Annotated in this window: 14 protein-coding genes; 11 read left to right on the top strand and 3 right to left on the bottom strand. The window is 70.4% G+C overall.

The genetic code is table 11. The features are described from left to right. The first annotated feature begins 3 nt into the window (after window positions 1-3). The 5 genes from BO221_RS06895 (at window position 4) to BO221_RS57240 (ending at window position 7283) form a co-directional block, all read left to right on the top strand. On the top strand, window positions 4-831 hold the full coding sequence (locus BO221_RS06895) for a cupin-like domain-containing protein (protein WP_073559583.1): 828 nt from the start codon (window positions 4-6) through the stop codon (window positions 829-831). A gap of 18 nt (window positions 832-849) precedes the next feature. After that, the gene (locus BO221_RS06890; protein ID WP_073559582.1) at window positions 850-2868 is read left to right on the top strand and encodes a fused MFS/spermidine synthase; all 2019 of its coding nucleotides are present in this window, start codon (window positions 850-852) and stop codon (window positions 2866-2868) included. 57 nt (window positions 2869-2925) lie between these two features. Next, window positions 2926-4299 (top strand): iron-containing redox enzyme family protein, encoded by a 1374-nt coding sequence (locus BO221_RS06885; RefSeq protein WP_073559581.1) that lies wholly within the window; start codon window positions 2926-2928, stop codon window positions 4297-4299. Further along, the gene (locus BO221_RS06880) at window positions 4296-4571 is read left to right on the top strand and encodes a Rieske 2Fe-2S domain-containing protein (protein ID WP_073559580.1); all 276 of its coding nucleotides are present in this window, start codon (window positions 4296-4298) and stop codon (window positions 4569-4571) included. The genes BO221_RS06885 and BO221_RS06880 overlap by 4 nt, the downstream gene beginning before the upstream one ends. Before the next feature lie 198 nt (window positions 4572-4769). Continuing rightward, window positions 4770-7283: a carbohydrate binding family 9 domain-containing protein gene (locus BO221_RS57240; protein ID WP_073559579.1), complete on the top strand. Its 2514-nt coding sequence runs from the start codon at window positions 4770-4772 to the stop codon at window positions 7281-7283. A 231-nt stretch (window positions 7284-7514) separates the two neighbouring features. On the opposite strand, the gene BO221_RS06870 is transcribed toward BO221_RS57240, so the two are convergent. Both BO221_RS06870 and BO221_RS06865 read right to left on the bottom strand, forming a co-directional pair. Beyond that, a complete protein-coding gene (locus tag BO221_RS06870; protein ID WP_073559578.1) occupies window positions 7515-9539 on the bottom strand; it encodes a hypothetical protein in 2025 nt (674 codons plus the stop codon). A gap of 102 nt (window positions 9540-9641) precedes the next feature. After that, the gene (locus BO221_RS06865) at window positions 9642-10424 is read right to left on the bottom strand and encodes a PPC domain-containing protein (RefSeq protein WP_073559577.1); all 783 of its coding nucleotides are present in this window, start codon (window positions 10422-10424) and stop codon (window positions 9642-9644) included. Between the two features lie 368 nt (window positions 10425-10792). On the opposite strand from BO221_RS06865, the gene BO221_RS06860 reads away from it, so the two are divergent. The 5 genes from BO221_RS06860 to BO221_RS06840 are packed head-to-tail and all read left to right on the top strand — an operon-like array spanning window position 10793 to window position 17631. Next, window positions 10793-11188 (top strand): hypothetical protein, encoded by a 396-nt coding sequence (locus BO221_RS06860; RefSeq protein ID WP_073559576.1) that lies wholly within the window; start codon window positions 10793-10795, stop codon window positions 11186-11188. A 12-nt stretch (window positions 11189-11200) separates the two neighbouring features. Beyond that, window positions 11201-12793: a hypothetical protein gene (locus BO221_RS06855; protein WP_073559575.1), complete on the top strand. Its 1593-nt coding sequence runs from the start codon at window positions 11201-11203 to the stop codon at window positions 12791-12793. Between the two features lie 15 nt (window positions 12794-12808). Beyond that, window positions 12809-13975 carry an AAA family ATPase gene (locus tag BO221_RS06850; RefSeq protein ID WP_073559574.1) on the top strand — a complete coding sequence of 389 codons (1167 nt, stop codon included), beginning with the start codon at window positions 12809-12811 and terminating at the stop codon, window positions 13973-13975. A gap of 3 nt (window positions 13976-13978) precedes the next feature. Next, a complete protein-coding gene (locus tag BO221_RS06845) occupies window positions 13979-16483 on the top strand; it encodes a DUF5682 family protein (protein WP_073559573.1) in 2505 nt (834 codons plus the stop codon). Continuing rightward, window positions 16480-17631, top strand: coding sequence for a VWA domain-containing protein (locus tag BO221_RS06840; RefSeq protein ID WP_083680806.1), 1152 nt, complete (start codon window positions 16480-16482; stop codon window positions 17629-17631). The genes BO221_RS06845 and BO221_RS06840 overlap by 4 nt, the downstream gene beginning before the upstream one ends. Here BO221_RS06840 and BO221_RS06835 read toward each other — a convergent pair. Next, window positions 17621-18541, bottom strand: a complete 921-nt coding sequence (locus tag BO221_RS06835) for an arginase family protein (RefSeq protein ID WP_143195314.1) — start codon at window positions 18539-18541, stop codon at window positions 17621-17623. The two genes, BO221_RS06840 and BO221_RS06835, sit on opposite strands and share 11 nt — an antisense overlap. Between BO221_RS06835 and BO221_RS06830 the strand changes: the two genes are divergently transcribed. After that, on the top strand, window positions 18510-20810 hold the full coding sequence (locus BO221_RS06830; protein ID WP_073559571.1) for a M28 family peptidase: 2301 nt from the start codon (window positions 18510-18512) through the stop codon (window positions 20808-20810). The two genes, BO221_RS06835 and BO221_RS06830, sit on opposite strands and share 32 nt — an antisense overlap. Window positions 20811-20812 lie beyond the last annotated feature (2 nt).

Here is a 20812-nt window from a genome sequence, read left to right as displayed (position 1 = left end):
GCCATGCCCAATCGACCCATTGATGTCCGGGAGAAGCTGTCTCCTCGCGAGTTCGTCCAGGAATACGTCCTCCCCAACAAGCCGGTCATCGTCTCGGACGCGCTGGACACCTGGAGGGCGCGGGAGCTGTGGACGCCCGAGTTCTTCCTGACCCTGCTGGGGACGATGCCGGTGGAGGTGACCCGGGACGGGCCGGACCCCGAGGGCCGCATGCCGTACTCGGAGTTCTACGAGCACCTGCGGCTCGCCCAGACGGGCCCGGTGCCCGAGGATGGGAGCATCCAGCACCTGCGCTACATGCGGATGCGGGAGCTGGAGCCGCTGGAGCAGGTGCGCGGCCAGTGGGCGCGGCCCTACTTCATGCCCGCGCGCGGCTACTGCATTCCCTTCGCGCCCCTGGGGATGGACCCCACGCGCGAGCGCTACCCGGGCTTCGGCCTCTTCATCTCGCCCCGGGGCGGCGCGAGCAAGCTGCACGTGGATGGCATCCGCTCCAACGCCATCGTCTGCCAGGTGCACGGCTCCAAGCGCTGCTACGTGCTGGCGCCGGACCAGGAGTCGCAGTTGCCGGACCGGGACTCGCGGCGCGCGCGCCAGGTGAAGCACCTGGAGTTCGAGCCTCCCTCGTTCGGCCGCGCGAAGATGGTGGAGTTCGATCTGCATCCCGGGGAGACGCTCTTCGTCCCCCACCTGTGGTTCCACGAGGTCCACACGACCCATACGAGCATCTCGCTCACGTACAACTTCGTGCACGGCAGCGAGGCACTCGGGTTCGCCTGGTGGTTCCTCAAGACGTCCCTCACCAACCCCAACTCCCACAGCGTCGGCTAGGAGCTCGTCTTGTCCGAAATGGTCTCAGCGCAGCCTCGGTTGCTCAATCCCTACCTGTATCTGCTGTCCTTCGCCGGCGGCTTCAACGTGATGCTGCTGGAGATGTGCGGCTTCCGGGTGCTGGGGACGGCGTTCGGCTCGTCCATCTACGTCACCGGCGTGCTGCTGGCGCTGGTGATGATCGCCCTGTCGGTGGGGTACTACCTGGGGGGCCGCTTCTCGCAGCGCTTCGGCACGCTGGAGTTCCTGCTGGGCCTGCTCGCCGGGGCGGCCGTCTACGTGGCGGTGGTGCACCTGCTCCTGGTCGAGCCCCTGCTGGACGCGTGTTACCAGCTGCGTGCCTCGTTCGATGACGTGACGCTCCAGCACGTGGTGCCGGTGTCGCTGGCGACGCTGGTGCTCTTCGGGCCGCCCATGGTGGCGCTCAGCCACGTGTCGCCCTACCTTATCAAGCTGCTGTCGGCCTCGGACGCCGGGCAGGGCGCGGGGCGCACCGCGGGCAACCTGATGGCGGTGTCCAACGTGGGCAGCATCGCGGGCACCACGCTGCCCTCCTTCCTGCTGCTGCCGGTGCTGGGCGTGAGGACGACGCTCGGCATCTTCCTGGCGTCGCTGGGGCTGGTGGTGGCGCTGGGGCTGGTGCTCGGGCGCAGGCGGGTGCTCGCGGCGGCGGCGGCCACCGCCGCGGTGGCGATGGCGGTGGGCGGGCCGGCGGCGGCGCACCTCCTGGAGAAGCAGGACGCGGCGCTCGTGTTCGCGGGCGAGTCGCTCTACGGCACCGTGCGCGTGCTGCGCGCCCAGGAGGACGGCGGGGACGAGCGCCTGGAGTACATGCCCTCGCGCGACTACGTGCACTCCACGGTGTACCCGAAGGCGCCGCTGAAGGATCAATTCACCACCGCCTACGTCAACGTGGGGCTCGCGCGGGATTCCCGGCGCTACCTGGTGCTCGGCACGGCGCTGGGCGGGGCGGTGGCGGCCATCCTGGCGGCGGATCCCCAGGCGGAAGTGACGGGCGTGGAGATTGATCCCCTGGTGGTGGACCTGTCGCTCCAGTTGGTGCCCGCGCTCCAGTCCCCGCGCGTGAAGATGGTGGTGCGCGATGCCCGGCTCTTCCTGCGCGAGGACACCAGCACCTACGACTACATCGTCGTGGACATCTTCGCCGGCGAGCAGATTCCCACCCACTGCATCACCCAGGAGTTCTTCGCCCTGGCGCACGCCCGGCTGGCCGAGGACGGGGTGATGCAGATGAACACCAACCTGTGGGACTACCAGGTGCTCAGCGGGCTGGAGCAGCCCGAGCCCTTCGTGGGCGTGCGGCACCTGCACTCGGCGCTGCTGCACGCGGGCTTCGCCTCGCTCTTCCAGAGTGACTTCTTCGGCAATGGCCACCTGTATGCCTTCAAGCGGCCCACGGAGCTGGCCGGGCTGCGGGAGCAGCTCTCGCGCCGGGCGCTCGACACGTCGGCGGATCCCCACCTGCGCGCCTCCTGGGCGGTGGCGGCGCTCTCGCTCGTGACGGTGCCGGACGCGCGCCGCGAGGTGCGGCCCTTCACCGATGCGTGGGTGCCGGACCATCAGCTCCACCTCAAGGGCTACATCGATCGCTACCTCGCCTCGCTGCTGCGCGCGAAAGAGAGCGCCGGGTGGAAGTCCCAGGTAGAGGGCGCGAGCCCGGATGATCTGCGGATGATCTCCGTGCGGCACTACGCCGCGGCGGCCGCGTCCTTCTCTCCGAGCGAGCCGGGCTTCAAGAGCTACCTGGACAAGAAGGGGAACGACTTCTGCCACGAGCTGCTGAACTGGGCGGCGCGGCAGCAGGAGGACATCCACGTCCCGGTGGCCCGCTACGTCCACACGCCGGTGCTGGAGCGGTGCGCGCAACTTCCCGCCACCGAGGTCCCCGCTGGGGGCGCCGCGCCGCGGCTCCGTCGTTACGCGGAGGCCGCCACGCTGGTGGACTCCAATCAGGGCGCCCAGGCGCTGCCGTTGCTGGTGGCGTTGCTCGGCGACGGCCACGTCGCGGGGCAGTGAGGGGCGCCTGCCTCCCAACCCCCTCTTCCCTTCTCCCTTCCCCCACGAGAACAGACCATGTTGGACACCGCCGCGCTCCTCGAGTCCCCCGCGTTGCACCCCTTGTGGCAGCACCTCCAGGCCTCCGGGCCCTACCAGCCCGGACGGGGCTGGACGCTGGACAATCCCTATCACCGGCCCACGGACCTTTCGGGCCTGTCGCCCGGCTCGCTCGGGGAGCCCCTGCGGATGGAGACGTTGTGCACGCGGCGCTCGCTGGTGCTCAACCGGCTGCTCTTCAACATCTACGAGCAGAACAACCTCTACCTGCCGCCCGCGCGCTTCAGCGAGCAGGAGATGCAGGCGTTCCACGGCTACTACGCGCCGGACTTCGTGGCCGCCAACGCGCTGTTGCGCCCGGTGCTGGAGCGCTCCTGCTTCGACTTCCTCTCCGGGACCATCTCCGTGCAGGGCCCCTGGAGCATGGCCCACCTGGAGGAGTACACGCGCGACGCGCTGAGCCGCTTCGAGGCGGCCCCGAGTGGCCTGTGCGAGCGCATCCGCCGGACGGCCCACCCGGACAAGGCCGCGCGCCTCTTCCTGCTCCAGGTGGCGCCGGACTTCCTCTCGGAGGCCTCGCAGATGGCGCGGGCTCTGCCCGGCAACTACGGGCCGGTGCACTCGGAGTTGATGAAGATCTTCATCGATGAGTTCGGCTACGGCGTGCACCCGCAGAAGCACTCCACGCTCTTCGAGGAGACGCTCACCTCGGTGGGGCTCAGCCCGCGGGTGCACACGCACTACTACTGGTACCTGCCCACCTCGCTGTTGATGACGAGCTACTTCCACTGGATTACCGCCGTGAAGACGCGGTGGTTCGAGTACGTGGGCGCGCTGTATTGGATTGAAGCGGTGGTGCCGCATTTCAACCGGCAGTTCAGCCGGCTGCTGCACGACACCTTCGGAGCGGGGGTGAACACGGGCTACTTCGACGAGCACGTGGGAATCGACCTGCACCACCGGCGCATGGCGTTCGACAAGCTCATCCGTCCCATGGTGGAGCGCTATGGGGACGGCGTCATTCCCGCCATGGTGCGCGGCATCGAGGCGAGCCGGCTGCTGGGGGACGTGTCCGAGCGCGACTACCTGGAGCAGATGGACTTCTGCGAGGCGCTCGCGGCGGGAGGAGCGGCGCCCGCCGGGCCGTGGCAGGGGTTGCCGGCGCGGGAGCTCGCGGCGGGCACCTTCCTGGAGCCGAACGTGTACGACACGCCCCACGTGGTGGGGGTGGTGAAGGGCCGGGTGGAGGTGGATGGCGGCTACCTGTCGCCGCGCGTGCTGGCGCCGGGCGAGGCGGTGGTGGTGCCCGCAGGGCGGATGCTGGGCGTGCGCGTGCTGGAGGAGGGCGCCTCGCTCGTGCTGGAGCCCCAGGCCCGGGAGGAGCGCGGATGATTCTCCAGATGGAGGCCCGGCACTGGGCCCGCCAGCGCGTGGCGGGGGAGCGCTACCTGTGCCTGTTGCAGGAAGGGGAGCTCGTCGTCGTCCTGGATCGGTGCAAGCACCGGGGTGGCCCGCTGAGCCTGGGGACGTATGATGAGCGGACGCAGTGCGTGAAGTGCCCGTGGCACGACATGGTGAACACCCCGCGCAACCTGGAGGCCAGGCGCATGCCGTCCGTGCGAGTGGGAGCGGTGATGACGGTGGTGGTCCCGGAGCCGGACTGAGCCCTATTTCCCCTCTCCCCTCGGGAGAGGGACGGGGTGAGGGTATCGGGTGAACCCGGGTTGAACCCTGTGCCCACACGGAGTGCCACGGGTTGAAGAACGGGTCCGGGCACCCTCACCCCCACCCTCTCCCGGAGGGCGAGGGAGTATTGGGTCACTTCCCTGAAGGAATCTGGATGTATGGACAGGACAGGTCGCATGAGGGGGATGGCCCTGGTGCTGGCGGTGGTGGCGTGGGCGGCGCCGGGGCAGGCCCGGGCGGCGGAGGGCCCGGGGGTGGAGGGCTTCGAGGCGCTGCGCACCCGCGAGCCCCCGCGCGTGGACGGGCGCCTGGACGAGGAGGCGTGGCGTCAGGCCCCCGTCTTCGACCGTTTCCACCAGAGCTTCCCCGAGCCGGACGCCGCCCCGAGTGAGCGCACGGAGGTGCGGGTCCTCTACGACGACGGCAACCTGTACGTGGGGGTGCGGTGCTTCGACGGCCAGCCCGCCGCCATCCGCGCGCCGCTCGGGCGGAGGGACGAGCTGCCCATGTCGGACGTGGTGCGGGTGATGGTGGACAGCCTGCGGGACAGGCGCTCGGGGCTCGTCTTCGCGGTGAACGCGGGCGGGACGCTGGCGGACGCGCGCATCACCCAGGACACGCGGACGGATACGGCGTGGGACGGCATCTGGGAGGGGGCCTCGTCGGTGGACGGGCTCGGGTGGAGCGCGGAGCTGCGCATTCCGTTGCGGCTGCTGCGCTTCCCGGAGGCGGGGGAGCAGCGCTGGGGCTTTCACGTGCGGCGCGAGCTGGCGCGCACCCACGAGATACTGGAGTCGGTGCCGCTGCCACGGGACGTGAATGCGCTCGTCTCGCGTTTCGCCGAGCTGCGGGCGCTGAAGGAGCTGCGGCCACCGAGGCAGATGCTGGTGCTGCCGTACGTGGCGCTGCGCTCGGTACGCGAGGGAGTGGGGCCGATGGGGCCCTCGGCGGACGTGGGCGTGGACGTGCAGGCGGGGCTCACCTCCAACCTGTCGCTGACGCTCACCGTCAACCCAGACTTCGGGCAGGTGGAGGCGGACCAGCTCCTCTACAACCCCACCCGGGTGGAGCTGTACTTCCCGGAGAAGCGCCCCTTCTTCCTGGATGGGCTGGAGCTCTTCGAGCCGCTGGTGGACAGCGAGCTGCCGGAGCAGTCGTTGCTGTATTCGCGGCGGATGGGCCTGGAGCTGCCCCTGCTGGGCGCGGTGAAGCTCAGTGGCAGCGTGACGGAGAACGTGCAGGTGGCGGTGCTGGACGCGGTGGTGGCGGGCGAGGCGGGGACGGGAGAGGAGGAGCCGCTGGATACGTCCGTGCGCTTCCTGCCGTGGAGGCCGCTGCACCTGGCACCCGGCCATACCCTGCCCGGGCGCGTGGGCCCACCCACCAACTTCCTGGCCGGCGTGGTGCGGGCGCGCGTGTCCGAGGCCGCCACGGTGGGTGGCTCGGTGGCGCTGGCCACGCCGCTGCGGCCGGACTGCGAGCCGGAGGACGCGGAGCTGGAGGGGTGTACCGCCCGGGGAGGCCAGGCGGCCACGTTGGACATGGCGCTGCGCAGCGGCTCGGGAGACTACGTGCTGGCGGCGCAGCTCTCCGGCTCGCGGGTGACGGGTGGGCCCGCCGGGGGCCGGCTGCTCGCGGATGGGACGCTGTTGCGCCCGGGAGACATGGGCTATGGCCTGCGGGTGAGCGGCGGCAAGGAGGGCGGGGAGCCCTGGCGGCTGCGCCTCGGGTATGGCCTCACCTCGCCCCGGTTGAACCTCAACCCCACCGGCTTCCAGCCCATGCACAACGAGCAGTTGCTGCTCGTCAACCCGGAGCTCGTCCGCATCGACTGGAACGGGCTGCCCGAGGTGGCGGTGGGGGTGCACGCCCAACAGCGCTGGTCCGCGGATGGGCGCCAGCTGCCGCTGAGTACGCGGGCGCAGGTGGAGGCGCGGGTGGTGCTGCCCGACTCGAGCGCGGGCGACTGCTACGTGGGCCTGGAGACGGCGCGGCAGGACCTGTTCGAGGTGGTGGGGGCGGGCGTGGCCCTGGAGCGCCCCTCCTTCGTCTTTGGCAGCTGCGCGTACACCACGGACCTCTCGCGGCCGCTGTCGCTGGAGGCGGTGGTGTACGCGGACCGGCTCATGGGCGTGCCCGTGCGCCACTGGAGCACCGGCCAGAACGTCTCACTGGGTGGCACGTGGATGCCCCTGCCGCAGCTCAGCACCACGCTGAGCCTCTCCTTCGAGAACGCGTCGGATGGGCCGCGCTGGCTGGACAGCTCGTCCGAGGGGCTGCACCACTTCGGGGACCTGGTGCCCCGGTTCGTGGGCGTCACGCTGCGCCAGCTCGTGGTGCTCTCGCCCACGCTGACGCTCCAGGCGCATGCCCAGCTCTACAGCGGCTATGGCCGGTACGACCGTTTCTTCGAGGTGGTGGGCGAGCCGGGCGCGCGGCTGCGGCTGGCGGATCTGCGCGAGGTGCCCCTGACGGGAGAGAATCCGGCCTTCCACACGGCGGCTCTCAACATCAACCTGGTGCTGCGCTGGGAGTACGCGCTCGGCTCCACGCTCTTCGTGGTGTACGCGCGCTCGCAGGAGGCGCAGTCCCGTGCCGGAGCGCCGGTGCCCCTCACCCTGTTGCCCGAGGGCTTGCTGGAGGGCAGCCACTCGGATGCGTTGATGGTGAAGCTCTCCTACGCGCTCTGACCTGCCCAGGAGCTCTCAGAAGGGGTGCCCCTGGGAACAAGGGCTGACAACGCGGCCATTTCCCCTCGCCCTCCGGGAGAGGGACGGGGTGAGGGTGCCACGCATCCCGGGTTGAACCCCTTGTCCACATCGTGGTTCACGGGTTGGAGAACAGGGACAGGCACCCTCACCCTGACCCTCGCCCTCCGGGAGAGGGGATATTGGGTCACTTCCCTGAAAATCAGGCGGAACTCAGCCGCGCAGCGGCCGGGTCGGGACCGAGGGACGGGCCGGCTCGGTGGTGCTCGGCTTCTGGGGCCTCGCCGCGCGCTGGGGCTCGAGGTTCTTGGTCTGCAGGATGTGGGTGCGCTCCGCCTCGAGCGCGCTCATGGGCCCGAGCCCGTCCCCCGGTTCCGGCGCCGGAGGCTTCGGAGCGGGGGGCGGCACGGGGGCGGGCGCCGGAGCGCTGCCTGGACGCCGCGCGGGAGCCCCGGCGGAACCCCGGGAGGACCCCTTGGCGGGAGCCCCCCGCGCCGCGGCCTTGGCGGCCCGGGCCGCCTCTCGCTCGGCCTCCAACTGCTTCACCCCGATGATGTGCGTGCGCTCCACTTCCCGCACGTTCATCTTCGGCGCCGCGCCCGCGCGCTGGCGCAGGCCCCCGGACTTCGGCGCGGCATGGGGATCGCGCTCCGCCAGCGCGGTGACGAGCGTGCGCAGGCTCTCGACGTAGCCGGTGCCGTAGGGGCTGGGATTCGCCTTCGCCAGCCGCTCCAACTCCGCGAGCACGCGCGGGCCCTGCGCCGGCTCGGGGTTGCTCCGCAAGCCCTCGAGCAGCTCGACGGTGAAGCGGCCTCCCTCGAGGTTCATGCCGTACAGGGGCGCGTGGACGCTCAGGGCCGAGTGCAACAGACGCCGGGCCTCCTCGCCCTCCCCCTTCTGGCTGCGCGCGACGACGGTGCCACTCAGGGCCCGGAAGACCTGGCGGGCCACGCGCTGGACGAACATCCCGCCGCCCTGCTGGTAGTGGGGCACGTGCAGGCCGCTCTCGGAGAGCAGTTGCAGCATGCGCGGATGGCTCAGGGGCCGGGCCACCACGGGCACGATGCCCAGGAAGCTCGGCTCGCCCTGCTCCTCGTGGATGAGCGTGTGGCGCAGCACGCGCTGGCCGTTCTCCGTCGCGCCCACCGCGTCCAGACACGCCACCGCCACGAGCGCCTCGGTGACCAGGGGGCCATTGCCGCCCCCGGGCACGGCGCCGCGGGCCGCGAGCACCAGCGCGCACGCGGGCAGGAGCGCCGCCAGCATGCCCACCTGCGCATCCAGCTTCACGCAGTGCTCGAGCAGTTCCGCCTTGTCCGCCGCTGTCTGCACCGGGCGCACCAGGGGGCCGCAGCGCTCGCGCGCCTCGCGGATGATGCGCGTGAAGGCCTCGGCGAGCGCCTGGGCCGCCTCCTGCTCGCCGCGCTCCATCAGGTTGAGCATCAGCCGGATGGCCAAGTTGCCGCCACCGGGCGTGGCCTGGAGCGCGAGGGGCAGCGCCTTGACGAGCCGGGGCAGGCCGTGCGCCTTGCCCTCGCCGAGCACCCCCGTGAGGACGGTCTTCGCCAGGGCGTTGCACTCCATGCGCCCGAGTGGCTCCGCCGCACCCAGCAGCTGCACCAGCACCGAGCGCAGCTCCTCGGAGGGCAGCCGCAGCGCCTCGCGCGCCAGACGCTCGAGGTGCTCTCGGCTCTTGTCGATGAGCGCGGCGCGGTAGGTCTGGTTCGCGGCACGCCGCAGCGCGGACTGCAGCTCGGAGGCGCACACGATGGCGCCAGCGCCGGCGGAGGACTTCAGGTGGCGGGCCTCGGCGTCGGCCGTCGCCGTCAGCAGCTTCTCGAAGGTGGCGGCGTTCTCGCGGCCCGCCAGCTGCGCCGAGCGGGACACGAACGCGGCGATCTTCCGACGGTTCTCCGTGGTCGCCTGGTCCACCTGATCGGCCAGCCGGTCCAGCTGGGGCTTGAGCTCGCGCGCCAGCAGGTTCTTGAACTCCACGCCCTGGGCGCCGCTGAGCTGCTCGTTGAGCAGACCGACGATGCGCGCGGGCCCCTCGCCCTGGCTCTCGACCTGGCCGAGCAGCTGGGCCTCGCGCCGAGCCTGGTGGAAGGCGGTGATTTCCGTGTCCTCGCCCAGCAGCCGCATGCGCATGGCGGCGCGGTGCCGAGCCTCGTCCTCTCCCTCTTCCAGGGGCGAGCGCCCGAAGGAGGGGGGCGGCTCTGGGGGCGGGGGATGGCGCATCGCCCTCTCAGTCTACCCGCTCCGAGCCCCGCGCGTCAGGGCCGCCCTGCCCTGGACGCGAGCGGCCGGGCGGGCTGGCATGGCCCGGCCAGGCCCGCTGGACTACTCGACCGTCCAGGTCACCGTGCCGCTGCAACCGTAGGAGTAGCCGCAGCCCGCGCGGATCTGGTACGTGCCGCTGGTGAGGCTGGTGAAGGACAGTCTCGAGGCGTAACCGTTGAAGCAGCCGTTGTCGCTGGCGGCGACCTGCGTGGCGGAAGGGCCATAGAGCCGCAGGTAGGTGTCGTCCATGGTGCTATCGCAGGTGCTCACGGAGATCTTCTGGCCCGCGACGACGGAGATGTTCTGGTTCACCGTGTTCTGCTGGGCGTTGTTGGTGTTGGTCGCGCTGAAGGTGTACGAGCCCCCGGTCGGCGGTGGAATCGAGGAGATCTTCCACACGACCGTGGCGGTGCAGCTGGTGCTGGAGTAGCAGCCGCCGCGGATCTCGAAGTTGCCCCCGCCGGAGGTGGTGAAGGTGAGGCTGGAGCCAGCGCCGCCGCAGGCATCGTCATTGGAGGCCAGCTGGAGGCCCAGGGGCCCGATGAGGCGCAGGTAGGTGTCGCCCGTGTAGGTGGCGCCCGGCAGACCGCAGGTGGTCACGGTGAGCGTCTGCCCCGCGGTGAGAGCCACCACCTGATTCACGGTGTTCTGATGAGCGCTGCTGGTGTTGCTCGCGCTGTAAGTGTAGGAGCCGGTCAGCGCCGACGTGTTGACGGTGAGGGTGTCCTGCTCCGGTACGGCACTGGCCTCGTCGAGAGGGCCGCAGCCCACGAAGGCCAGGGTACACAGCAGGGTTCCAATCACGCGTGCGCGCCGAGGGACGCGGGAGCAGGGAATTCGCATGGACAGCCACTCCTTGGGAGCTGGAGACAGAGGGTGCTGGAGACAGAGCCGCCAGCCGGGCGGCCGAGCGGGTCACGGATGAATGATGCCTGCGCGCTCTGACATGCCCAGGCTACCCTCCGGGTTCCTCCAGGTGCTGGACAGGAGGACCCCTGTCCTCGCTAGACTGCTCACCCGAGAGGAAGGTCATGGCCACGCGAAAGATCATCCGACCCGCCACGTCTGGTAACACCGGAACGTCGGCGGCGCCTGCCACGGCAACCGCCGCGGCACCCGCCCCGGCTTCAGCGCGCACCCTCAATCTCCCGGATTTCGTCGAGCAGCTCAGGAAGCAGACCGACTCCGCGCGGGTCCAGAAAGCGACCTCGATGCTCCAGAGCGATCGCTTCCAGCTCTTCGACGAGGTGAGCGATGAGCATGTCACTGGCGTCGTCAAAAGCCAGACGGACTACTCGCTCTTCTACGCGTGCAAGATCGACAAGCATGGGAACTTCATGTGCTGCACGCAGAACCTCAACCGCTGCGGCGGCCTCAGCGGCAACAAGCCCTGCAAGCACATGCTCGTGTTGATGATCGGCCTCGTGCAGGGGGGGAAGATCGACGCCACCCGGCTCTCCGCGTGGACGGACGCGGCCAAGGGTAAGAAGCCGGTGATCGACAAGGACGCGATGAGCGCCACCTTCGTCAAATACAAGGGCGCCGAGGCCGGTGAAATCGAGTGGCGCCCGACGGAGACCACTCCTGAAGACTACTATGCCTTGTAGCCGGCTCGCCCGATGAACAGCCTCGAGGAGGTCGGACAGGAGGCGGACACGCTCCGCACGGAGCTCGAGCAACTCTATGTGCGCGGCCTCGCATCGTCGTCCGCCGCGGACTGGAAGAAGCTCGCATCGCTCGCCGAGCAGTGGGAGCGCATCGGCGCGGGGCACATCGCGTCGCGCCTGATGGCCGCGCTGCGGGCCGCCGAAACCGGCACGAAGGACGCGCCGCGTGCGCTCCTCTCCGCGCACACCAGCCTGCACGTGTTCGAGCGCGTGCTCAGCCTCGAGGCCGCCGCCGAGTCGTGGGCCGCATATGTCGCGGCACGGAGCGAAGAAGAGGCGGTGGACGCGGCGCCAGCGGCCTCCCCGCCCGCCGTGAAGCCGCCCGCCGCCGCGCCCCCCATCGAGGATCCCAAGGGCGCGCTCGCCCTCCTCGAGGAGCTGTCACGCGCGGTCGAAGACCTGGTGCGCACGGGCGTCCCCGTCGCTACCGAGGCCACGCGCGCCAAGATCGATGCGTCCTTCAAGGAGGCGTCGCGCCGCAAGTTCCTCCGGCTCGGTCCGTCGCTGCGCTACGTCAACGACGATGTCGGCCGCTACCTCGCTGGCGACCCGCAGTTTTCGATGCGGCGCTTCTCGTTCTTCCTCCACCGCTCGTGGCTCCTCGCTCGCGGGATGGTGAAGGCGATCCGCGACAAGAATGACGTGTTGTTCGCGGCGCTGGCCGCGGCCCCGCCGGCCGCACCGCGGCCGTTCAAGTCCATCGAGGTCGTCACGCTCGGTGTGCTCAAGCGCACCGTTGCCAGCGCGTACACGTTCGAGTTCAAGCTGCGCATCGTGGGCGCCGCGGAGCCGGAGCTCGTGGGGCGGAGCGTCACCTACAGCCTCGTGTTCGCGCGCAAGACCGAGGGGAAGGCGAAGGATCTCCCGGCTGAAGCCTATCTGCACCTGAGTCAGCCGCAGAAGTTCATGCCCAGGGTCTTCCGCCAGGGCAAGGCCGTGAAGATCACCGACGGGGCGTTGATGCTCGACGAGCGCGGCGGCGGCCGGCTCGCACTCGGGCCCAAGAGCACCGTGACCGAGGGCCCTGCCCATACGGACTGGCCACCCCTCTTCCAGTTCGACCCCGCCGCGGCGCTCGAGCGCGTGAAGCGCCACACGCCGGGGCCGTTGGATCTCGCGGTCGAGCTGCAGGAAGAGGTCGTCGTCGCCGGGGCCACGATGAGCGAGAAGCCGATCAAGACCGGTGACGGCCGGCGGATCTTCGCGCTCCGTGGCGCGGACGGGCTCTCGTTCGATGCGGTGATCCCCGATGGCCCGGACGGAGAGGAGCTCCTGCCGCGCCTGCGTGCGGGGCTCAAGCAGGCAGACAAACCCCTCCTCTATGGCATCACCTATTATGAGTTCGGCCGCATGATGCTCCTGCCGCTGTCATTGCTCTCCACCGGCTCCGAGGCCCCAGAGCCCGAGCCCGCCCCAAAGGCCCCGAAGAAGAAGGGCAGCAAGAGCGAGGGCAAGGCGCCGGTGAAGAAGGACGGCGGCCCGGAGCATCTCATGCTGAGTGACAAGACGTTCGATGTCTCCGCCCTCGTGGGCAATCTGTTCTGAGGACCGGTGAGAAGCATGGCGAAACCCGCGAAGAAATCCGAAGAGACCGCAGCCCCTCCCGTATCCGAGATCCTCAAGGAGCCGGCGGAAATCAAATACGCCCAGGAGCTGGAGGCCCTGCGCCAGAACGAGAAGGACGAGGTCCCCTCCGCCTGGAAGCTGTCCCCGCGCTCGGTGCTGGCCTACATCGCCGGGACGAAGAAGCCGCTCACCGCGACCATCAATGGCACCGAGGTCGAGGTGCCCATCACGCGCAAGTTCTTCGGTGACGACACCATCGTCGAGCGCTCCATCGTGACGCTCGCGAGCGAGCGCGCGCTGCTGCTCGTGGGAGATCCAGGCACGGGCAAGAGCTGGCTCTCCGAGCACCTCGCCGCGGCGATCAGCGGCTGCTCGACGCTGACGATTCAAGGCACGGCCGGCACCACCGAGGAGCAGATCAAATACTCGTGGAACATCGCGCGCATCATCGCCGAGGGTCCCAAGCCCGAGAACATGATCGCCTCGCCGTGCATGATCGCCATGCGCAAGGGCGCCATCTTCCGGTTCGAGGAGATCACCCGCTGCGTCGGTGACGTGCAGGACGCGCTTGTCTCCATCTGCTCGGACAAGGCCATCGCGGTGCCCGAGCTGCCGGGGGATGCCATGGTGTTCGCCCGGCCCGGGTTCAACATCATCGCCACCGCCAACGCGCGGGATCAGGGCGTCAACGAGCTGTCCGCCGCGCTCAAGCGCCGCTTCAACTACGTGCACATCCCGGTGGTCGCAGACCAGAAGACCGAGGTGGAGATCGTCCGCACCCGCTCCAAGGAGCTGCTCGAGCGCTACAAGATCGCCGCCCGCGTGGAGGAGCCGGTGCTCAAGCTGCTCGCCACGGTGTTCCGCGAGATGCGCAATGGCGTGACGGCCGAGGGCGTCAACATCCAGAAGCCCTCGACCACGCTGTCCACCGCCGAGGCCATCGGCGTGGCGCTCGATGCCGCCATCCACAGCCGCCATTTCGGCTCGGGCGTCGTGGGCGCCGACTCCATCGGCCGCAACCTCGTGGGCTCGATCGTCAAGGAGGACCTCGACGACGTGAAGGTGCTCAAGGAGTACCTGTCCCTGGTCGCCAAGAAGCGCGGCGAGGGCGACGCGCAGTGGAAGGCGTTCTACGAAGCGGCCATCTCCGCCATCAAATAGCCGATGACCCCCGCCTCCCCCATCGCTCAGCTCCTCGAGGAGCTCGACGCCGGGCGCATCGAAGCGCGCGCGCAGGCCGTGCTGGCCGAGCCCCTCCACTGGTTCCCGGTGCGGCATCACTCGCCCGCGGTCGCCCGCCACGTCGCCCAGACCATCCGGGCGCGGCGGCCGTCGATCGTCTTCATCGAGGCGCCCTCGGACGCCTCGGAGCTGGTGCCGCACATCGTCGATAAGAAGACGAAGCCGCCGATCGCGCTGTTCTCCTCGTACCGCGACGACGACAACACGCTCGGGCTCGCGGGCATCGAGAGCCCGGCGCCCGACGTGCCCTTCAAGGTGTCCGTCTATTATCCGCTGCTCTCGTACTCACCCGAGTACGTGGCCATGCGCGAGGCGGCGGCGCTCGGGGCGCGCGTGGTGTTCATCGACCTGCCCTTCCGCGCCCGGGTGAAGAGCGCGGCCGAGCGAGGACTCCAGGGGGTGCCAGCGGAGACCGGCGCGCCCGGAGAAGAGGGGGGGCCGCCCCAGGATGACGCGCATCACGTGGCCGAGCACCACGAGAGCCAGCCCGGCTGGGAACACCTCGCGGTGGAGAGCTCCTTCTACCAGAAGCTCGCGGACGCGGCGGGGTACCGCTCCTTCGACGAGTGCTGGGATGCGCTCTTCGACGTGTCCCTGCGCCACGCGGACACGGAGAGCTTCCGGCGCGATCTGGCCTATTTCTGCGCTGCGGTGCGCGCCACCACCAGCCGCGAGCGGATGGAGCTCGACGGCACGCTCCTGCGCGAAGCGCACATGTGGAGCACCATCACGCGGACTCTCGCGGAGACCCGGACGCCGCCCGAGAAGGCCATGGTGGTGTGCGGAGGGTTCCACATCTTCCTGGAGAAGAGCACGGAGCCTGACCGGGCCCTTCCGCCGGGCACCGTGTACAACTCCCTGGCGCCGTATTCGTACCTGCGGACGAGCTCCGACACCGGCTATGGGGCCGGCAACCGCGCGCCCCTCTACTACGAGCGCCTCTTCCAGTACTCCGAGGCCGACCCCGCGAACGCGCCCGTCGCCGCGATGGTGGATCACGTGGTCAGCGTGCTGGCGCGCGGCCGGCGTGACGGAGAGCTCCTGTCCCCGGCGGACGCCATCTCGGTGACGCAGCATGCGCGCATGCTCGCGAGCCTGCGCAACCGCTCCGCGCCGATCCTCGACGATGTGCGTGACGCGCTGATCTCCTGTTGTTGCAAGGGCTCGCCGCAGGAGGAGGGCAGGTACCTCCTGGGCGCGATGAAGGCGATCGAGACCGGCACGGCCGTGGGCCGCGTCACCCCCGCGCTCGGCAAGCTCCCGCTCCTCTATGACTTCTACAAGGCGCTCGACGAGCTCGACCTCGGCGAGTACGTCTCCCAGGACAGGAAGGCCAAGGTCGTCCTCAAGCTGCAAAAGGCGGAGGACGAGCGGCGATCGATCTTCTTCCACCGGCTCGCGCAGATAGGCATTCCCTTCGCCAAACAGTTGGCCGTGGACAAGGCGGGCACCCTGTTCACCGAGGAGTGGGAGGTCTCGTGGACCCCCAAGGTCGAGGCCGCGCTCATCGAGGAGAGCATCCACGGCGACAGCGTGGAGTCCGCGGCGCTCGCCAAACTCGACGAGGAGCTGGCACAGGAGGCGGGCTCGGCCGGCGCCGTCGCGGAGCGCCTGCTGCGAGCCGTGAACATGGATCTCCCCGGGATGGTGCTGCGCCTGCAGGCGTCGGCTGGCGGGGCGATCGACGCGGACACACGCCTCGCCTCGCTCGGGAAGGCCTTGACGCACCTCGTGGTGCTGGAGCGTCAGGCCGCCCGGCGCCGTCTGAACAAGGACCTCCTCGCCGGCCTCATCCAGCGGTGCTTCGGCCGCGCGTGCTTCGCCATGCCGAACGCGGCCAATGTCCCGCCCGAGGAGTTCGACGAAGTGGTGGCTGGGGTGAAGAGCCTCGCGGAGGTGCTCATCAGCGAGAAGGGCGCGGAGCTGGATCGCGACCTGTTCATCGAGAACGCGCGCACCACGCTCGGCGATTCGAAGAGCCAGCGCCTGCGCGGCGCGCTCTCCGGCGTCCTGACGGAGATCCGCGCGCAATCGCCCGAGGACCTCGCCGCCGACGTGGCGCGCTTCGCGAGGGCCCTGCCCGAGGAGATGGTCCAGTGCGGGGACTACCTGAGCGGCGTCATGGAGACCAGCAGGACGGCGTTGATGCTCGGCGCGGATGGCATCGTCCATGCCATCGACGAGCTCCTGCGCGTGGCCAGTTGGGACCAGTTCCTCATGTTGCTCCCGCGCACGCGCGGCGCCTTCGAGGCCGTGCACGAGCGCGCGCGCATCTCGCTCGGGGACCGGGTGGCCGTGATGTATGGCCTCCAGGATGACGACGCGGCGGCGGTGACGAAGCTGGAGACGAGTGTCGGTGCCGCGCTGAAGCTCTCCGAGCTCGACGCGCGGGTGGGGGAGATCATGAAAGAGTGGGACTTCGCATGAGCACGCCGCCCAAGCCCGCCAGGCGCTCGCTGAAAGACCTGACCGACCAGGAGCGCGGGCAGCTCAATCGCTGGAGGCTCGTGCTCGGCAAGAGCGCCGAGCAGAGCGGCCTGCACATCTCGCCCGGGGCGAGCGAGGGGGATTGTGAGGGCGCGGAGGCGGCGCTCGACTTCCTCTTCAACGAGCGTGGCGGCGGCGCGAGCGGCTCGAACCTCACGGTTCCCCGGTGGATCGACTCGGTGAACGAGCTCTTTCCACGGCAGGCCAAGGAAGTGCTGGAGCGCGAGCTCGTCCAGCGCAAGGGCATCCACAAGTTGTTGGAGCAGCCCGAGCTGCTGGAGCGGATCGAGCCCAACGTGGAGCTCGTGAAGACGCTCCTGACGCACAAGGATCTGCTGACGCCGAAGACCCGGGTGCTCGCGCGCAAGGTCATCGACAAGGTCGTCAACGAGCTCAAGAAGAAGCTCGAGGTGCGGGTGGAGCAGGCCATCACGGGGGCCATCCGCAAGGACAAGCACTCTCCGAGGCGGGTGTTCAAGAACCTGGACCTCCGGACGACGCTGCGGCGCAACCTGAAGAACTGGAACGGCGAGCGGCAGAAGCTGTTGATCGACCGGATCTGGTTCCATGCGGCCGAGCGGAACAAGCGGCCCTGGCACGTCATCGTGTGCGTGGATCAATCCGGCTCGATGCTGGAGTCGGCGATCTTCTCGGCGGTGATGGCGTCGATCTTCGCGGAGCTGCCCGGGGTCAAGACGTCGCTGGTGCTCTTCGACACGCAGATCGTGGACCTCAGCGACAAGGTCGGAGAGCCGGTGGACGTCCTGCTGAGCGTGCAGCTGGGAGGCGGCACCGACATCACCCGGGCCATCGAGTACTGCTCGGGGCTGGTGCGCGAGCCCGCGCGCACCATCGTCGTGCTCATCACCGACTTCTACGAAGGCCGCTCCGAGGAGGACCTCGTGCGCGTGGTGCGGCGGCTGGTGGACGCGAATGTGCGCATGGTGGGGCTCGGGGCGCTCGGGTATGACGCGCAGCCCCAATACAACCGGAGCACGGCGGGCCGGCTGCGCAAGGAAGGGATGGACATCCTGGTGTGCACGCCGGAGAAGCTCGCGGAGGCGATGGGGAAGATCATCACCGGGTGAGGCGTGTGAATTCCTTCACCAGCCGAGCGGTGGCCAGGGCGGTGAGCTTGAGCGGATCGAACTCGGGGATGAACTCGGAGACGTCCATGCCCACCAGCTCGTAGCGGCTGGCGAGCGCGCGCAGCACCACCAGCACCTCGCGCAGGGTGGGGCCGCCGGGGTAGGGCGCCTCGACGGCGGGCACCTCATGCGGGGCGAGTGCGTCCAGGTCCACCGACACGTAGACGCGCTTCACGGGGCCGAGCTGCGCCACGAGCGACTCCACCACGGCGGGCAGCCCCCGCTCGCAGAAGTCCAGGGCGGGGATGATGCCGGGGCGCCAGTGCCGCAATCCCTCGCGCTCGCGGAGGTTGACCTGGCGCAGGGCCAGCAGGCTCGTGCGCTCCGGGCGGATGTGCGGGAGCCGCCAGGCGTGGTGGAGGATGGAGCCGAAGTAGAGCGCCTCGTCCTGGGTGCAATCGGGGTGGGCGTCCAGGTAGACGACGCCGCAGTCGTCATGGACGGCGCTGACGGCGGACAGGGCCGCGTACTTGATGAGGTGGTCTCCGCCCAGGCACACCGGCCGCTGGCCCCGGCGCAGCAGACCGAGGAATCGCTCGCGCACGGCGGCCACCTGCGCTTCCAGGGAGAGCCCCTCAAGGGGGAGGTTGCCCGCGTCGAAGAGGGAGGCGCCGTCCTCGAGCTGCTCGGTGAGGGAGGGGGATTCGTTGTCGGCGGCGCGCACGAAGTCGGCGGTGAAGAGGGAGCGTGGCTCACCCGCCTCGCCGGCCTTGCCCCGGGCGCTCTCGGAGAAGCCGGCGCCCCGGGTGTTGGACCCGAAGAGTACGGTGCGGGCCTCGCGCTCCGTGGGCGCGGTGGCGAACTGGAGGTGGTGGTTCATGGCGGAGGTGGAGTTGGAATCGGTGGGCACGAATCCTCGCGCACCCCTCCGACACCCGGAGGCCGGTGTGTGGGGCCTGTGGGCGGTGCTGGTGGTGGGGGTGGTGGTGGCGGTGTGGAGCTCGGAGCGTCCGCCGGAGCCCCTGGGGGCGGAGGTGCCCGCGGAGGCCTTCTCGGAGGCGAGGGCCTGGCCGGTGTTGCGCCACCTGGTGGACGAGGTGGGGCCGAGGGTTGCGGGCACGCCGGGACAGGCGCGCGCGGCGGAGTACCTCGTGGAGCGGCTGCGGGGGATTCCGGGCGTGGAGGTGGAGTTGCAGCGCGCGGCGGGCGTCCGGGTGGACGGGAACGGGGCGTGGGACTACCGGGCGGAGAACGTGCTGGCGAGGCTGCCGGGGACGGGGGACGGGGTGGTGTTGGTGTCCGCGCATTATGACTCCGCGGAGGAGGAGCCGGGCGCGGGAGACAACGCGCTGGCGGTGGCGGCGGCGGTGGAGGTGATGCGGGCGCTGGCGGCGGGGCCTCGGCTGGAGCGCACGGTGGTGCTGGGCCTCAACGGCGCCGAGGAGGCGGGGCTGGTGGGCGCGGCGGGCCTGCTGGGGCATCCCTGGCTGCGGCGGGTGGAGGCGTTCATCAACCTGGACGCGGCGGGCTCGCGGGGCAGGTCGCTGCTGTTCCAGTCCACGCCGTCGGCGCCGTGGCTGCTCGCGGCCTATGCGCGCTCGGTGCCGCATCCGTATGCACTGGTGGTGGGGCAGGAACTCTTCCAGACGGGCCTCATCCCGTCGGAGACCGACTACCGCGTCTTCACGCGCGAGGGTCACTGGCCGGGGATGGACCTGGCGCTCTACCAGGATGGCTACGCCTACCACACGCCATTGGATGGGCTGGCGCGGGTGGAGCCGGGGAGCCTGCGGCAGCTCGGGGAGAACGTGCTGGCACTGGTGCGCGAGCTGGCGCGAGGCCCCCGTCCGGAGGACACGGGCGAGGCGGTGAGCACCTATTACGACGTCCTCGGGGTGGAGATGGTGGCGTATGGCCGGCGCACGGCCTGGGGGCTGGTGGTGCTGGGGGGCGTGCTCGCGCTGGGGGCGCTCGGCCTGGTCTGGCGACGCGGCGGGGTGAGGGCCGCGGGAGTGGCGCGAGCGTTGGGGGGACTGCTGGTGTGGGGACTGTTGGGGGTGCTGGTGCCGGTGGGTGCGGCGTTGCTGCTCGGCTTCGTGCTGGGGAGGCCGCACGGGTGGTACGCGGCCCCGTGGTTGGCGGGGGGCGCCTTCGGAGCGCTCGCGCTGGCCGGAGTGTTGTGGGGATGCGCGTTGGTGCCGGGAGAGCGAGTGGTGCTGGCTCGAGGCGCGGCGGCGCTGGTGCTGGCGTGGGGAGTGGGCGTGGCGCTCACGGCGATGGGGCTCGGGGTGGCCTATCTGTTCCCGTGGTGGACGCTGCCGGGGGCGGTGCTCCTGGGCGTGGCGAGCCTTCGCGAGCGGCTGGCCGGGCCCGTGCTGCTGGTGGCGAGCGTCCCGGGATGGGTGCTCACGGTGGAGCTCGTGTGGAGGCTGCTGGCGATGTTCATTCCGGTGACGGGCCGCCTGGCGGCGGGCCTTCCCCTGGATGGGGCCGTGGCGTTGCTGGTGGCGCTGGCGGTGGTGCCGGGGGCGCTGGGGCTCGGCGTGGCGCTCGGGGGGGGAGGACGTCCGGGCCGGACGGCGGGAGCCGTGGCGCTGCTGGGCCTGGTGGGGTGTGGGGCGCTCGCCGGGGTGCGCCCGTCCAATGAGGAGCGGCCCCGGCGGCTGTTGCTCACCCATATGGAGGAACAGGGGGCTCCGGCGCGGCTGGAGGTGGCGGCGGAGGATGGACTGCCCCTGGGCGGGCTGCTCGAGGGCCGTGGCGCGGCGGTTCTGGAGACGGGAGAGGCGTGGCTCGCCGCGGAGCCGTCGGGCTTGGGGCCGTTGCCCGTCACTGTGAAGCAGGAGGGGGTGACGGAAGGAGGCCGTGCCGTCACGTTGAGCTGGAGGGGCGAGCCGGGAGCCCAGCTCGTCGTGCGCTTGCCCCGGGAGGCGGTGGTGGGCTGGTCGCTGCCGGCGAAGCTCCCCGAGGGCCCCGAGCTCGTCCTGCGGGTGGTGGTGCCGCCCGCCGGGGAGTGGTCCGCGCGCCTCGTGCTGCGGGGCGAGGCCCCGGTGCCCGTGAGTCTCAAGGAGTGGCGCGCGGGCTACGTCACGAGGGACATCGAGGCCCTGAGGCGCAGGCTACCGGACTGGGTGGTGGTGGAGCCGGAGGCATGCCGCGCGGTGAGCCTCTCCTGGTGACT

Source organism: Archangium sp. Cb G35 (assembly GCF_001896145.1).
Taxonomy (GTDB): Bacteria; Myxococcota; Myxococcia; order Myxococcales; family Myxococcaceae; genus Archangium; species Archangium violaceum.
The sequence above is the reverse complement of the archived record's forward strand: the minus strand, read 5'-3'. Positions and strand labels throughout refer to the sequence as shown.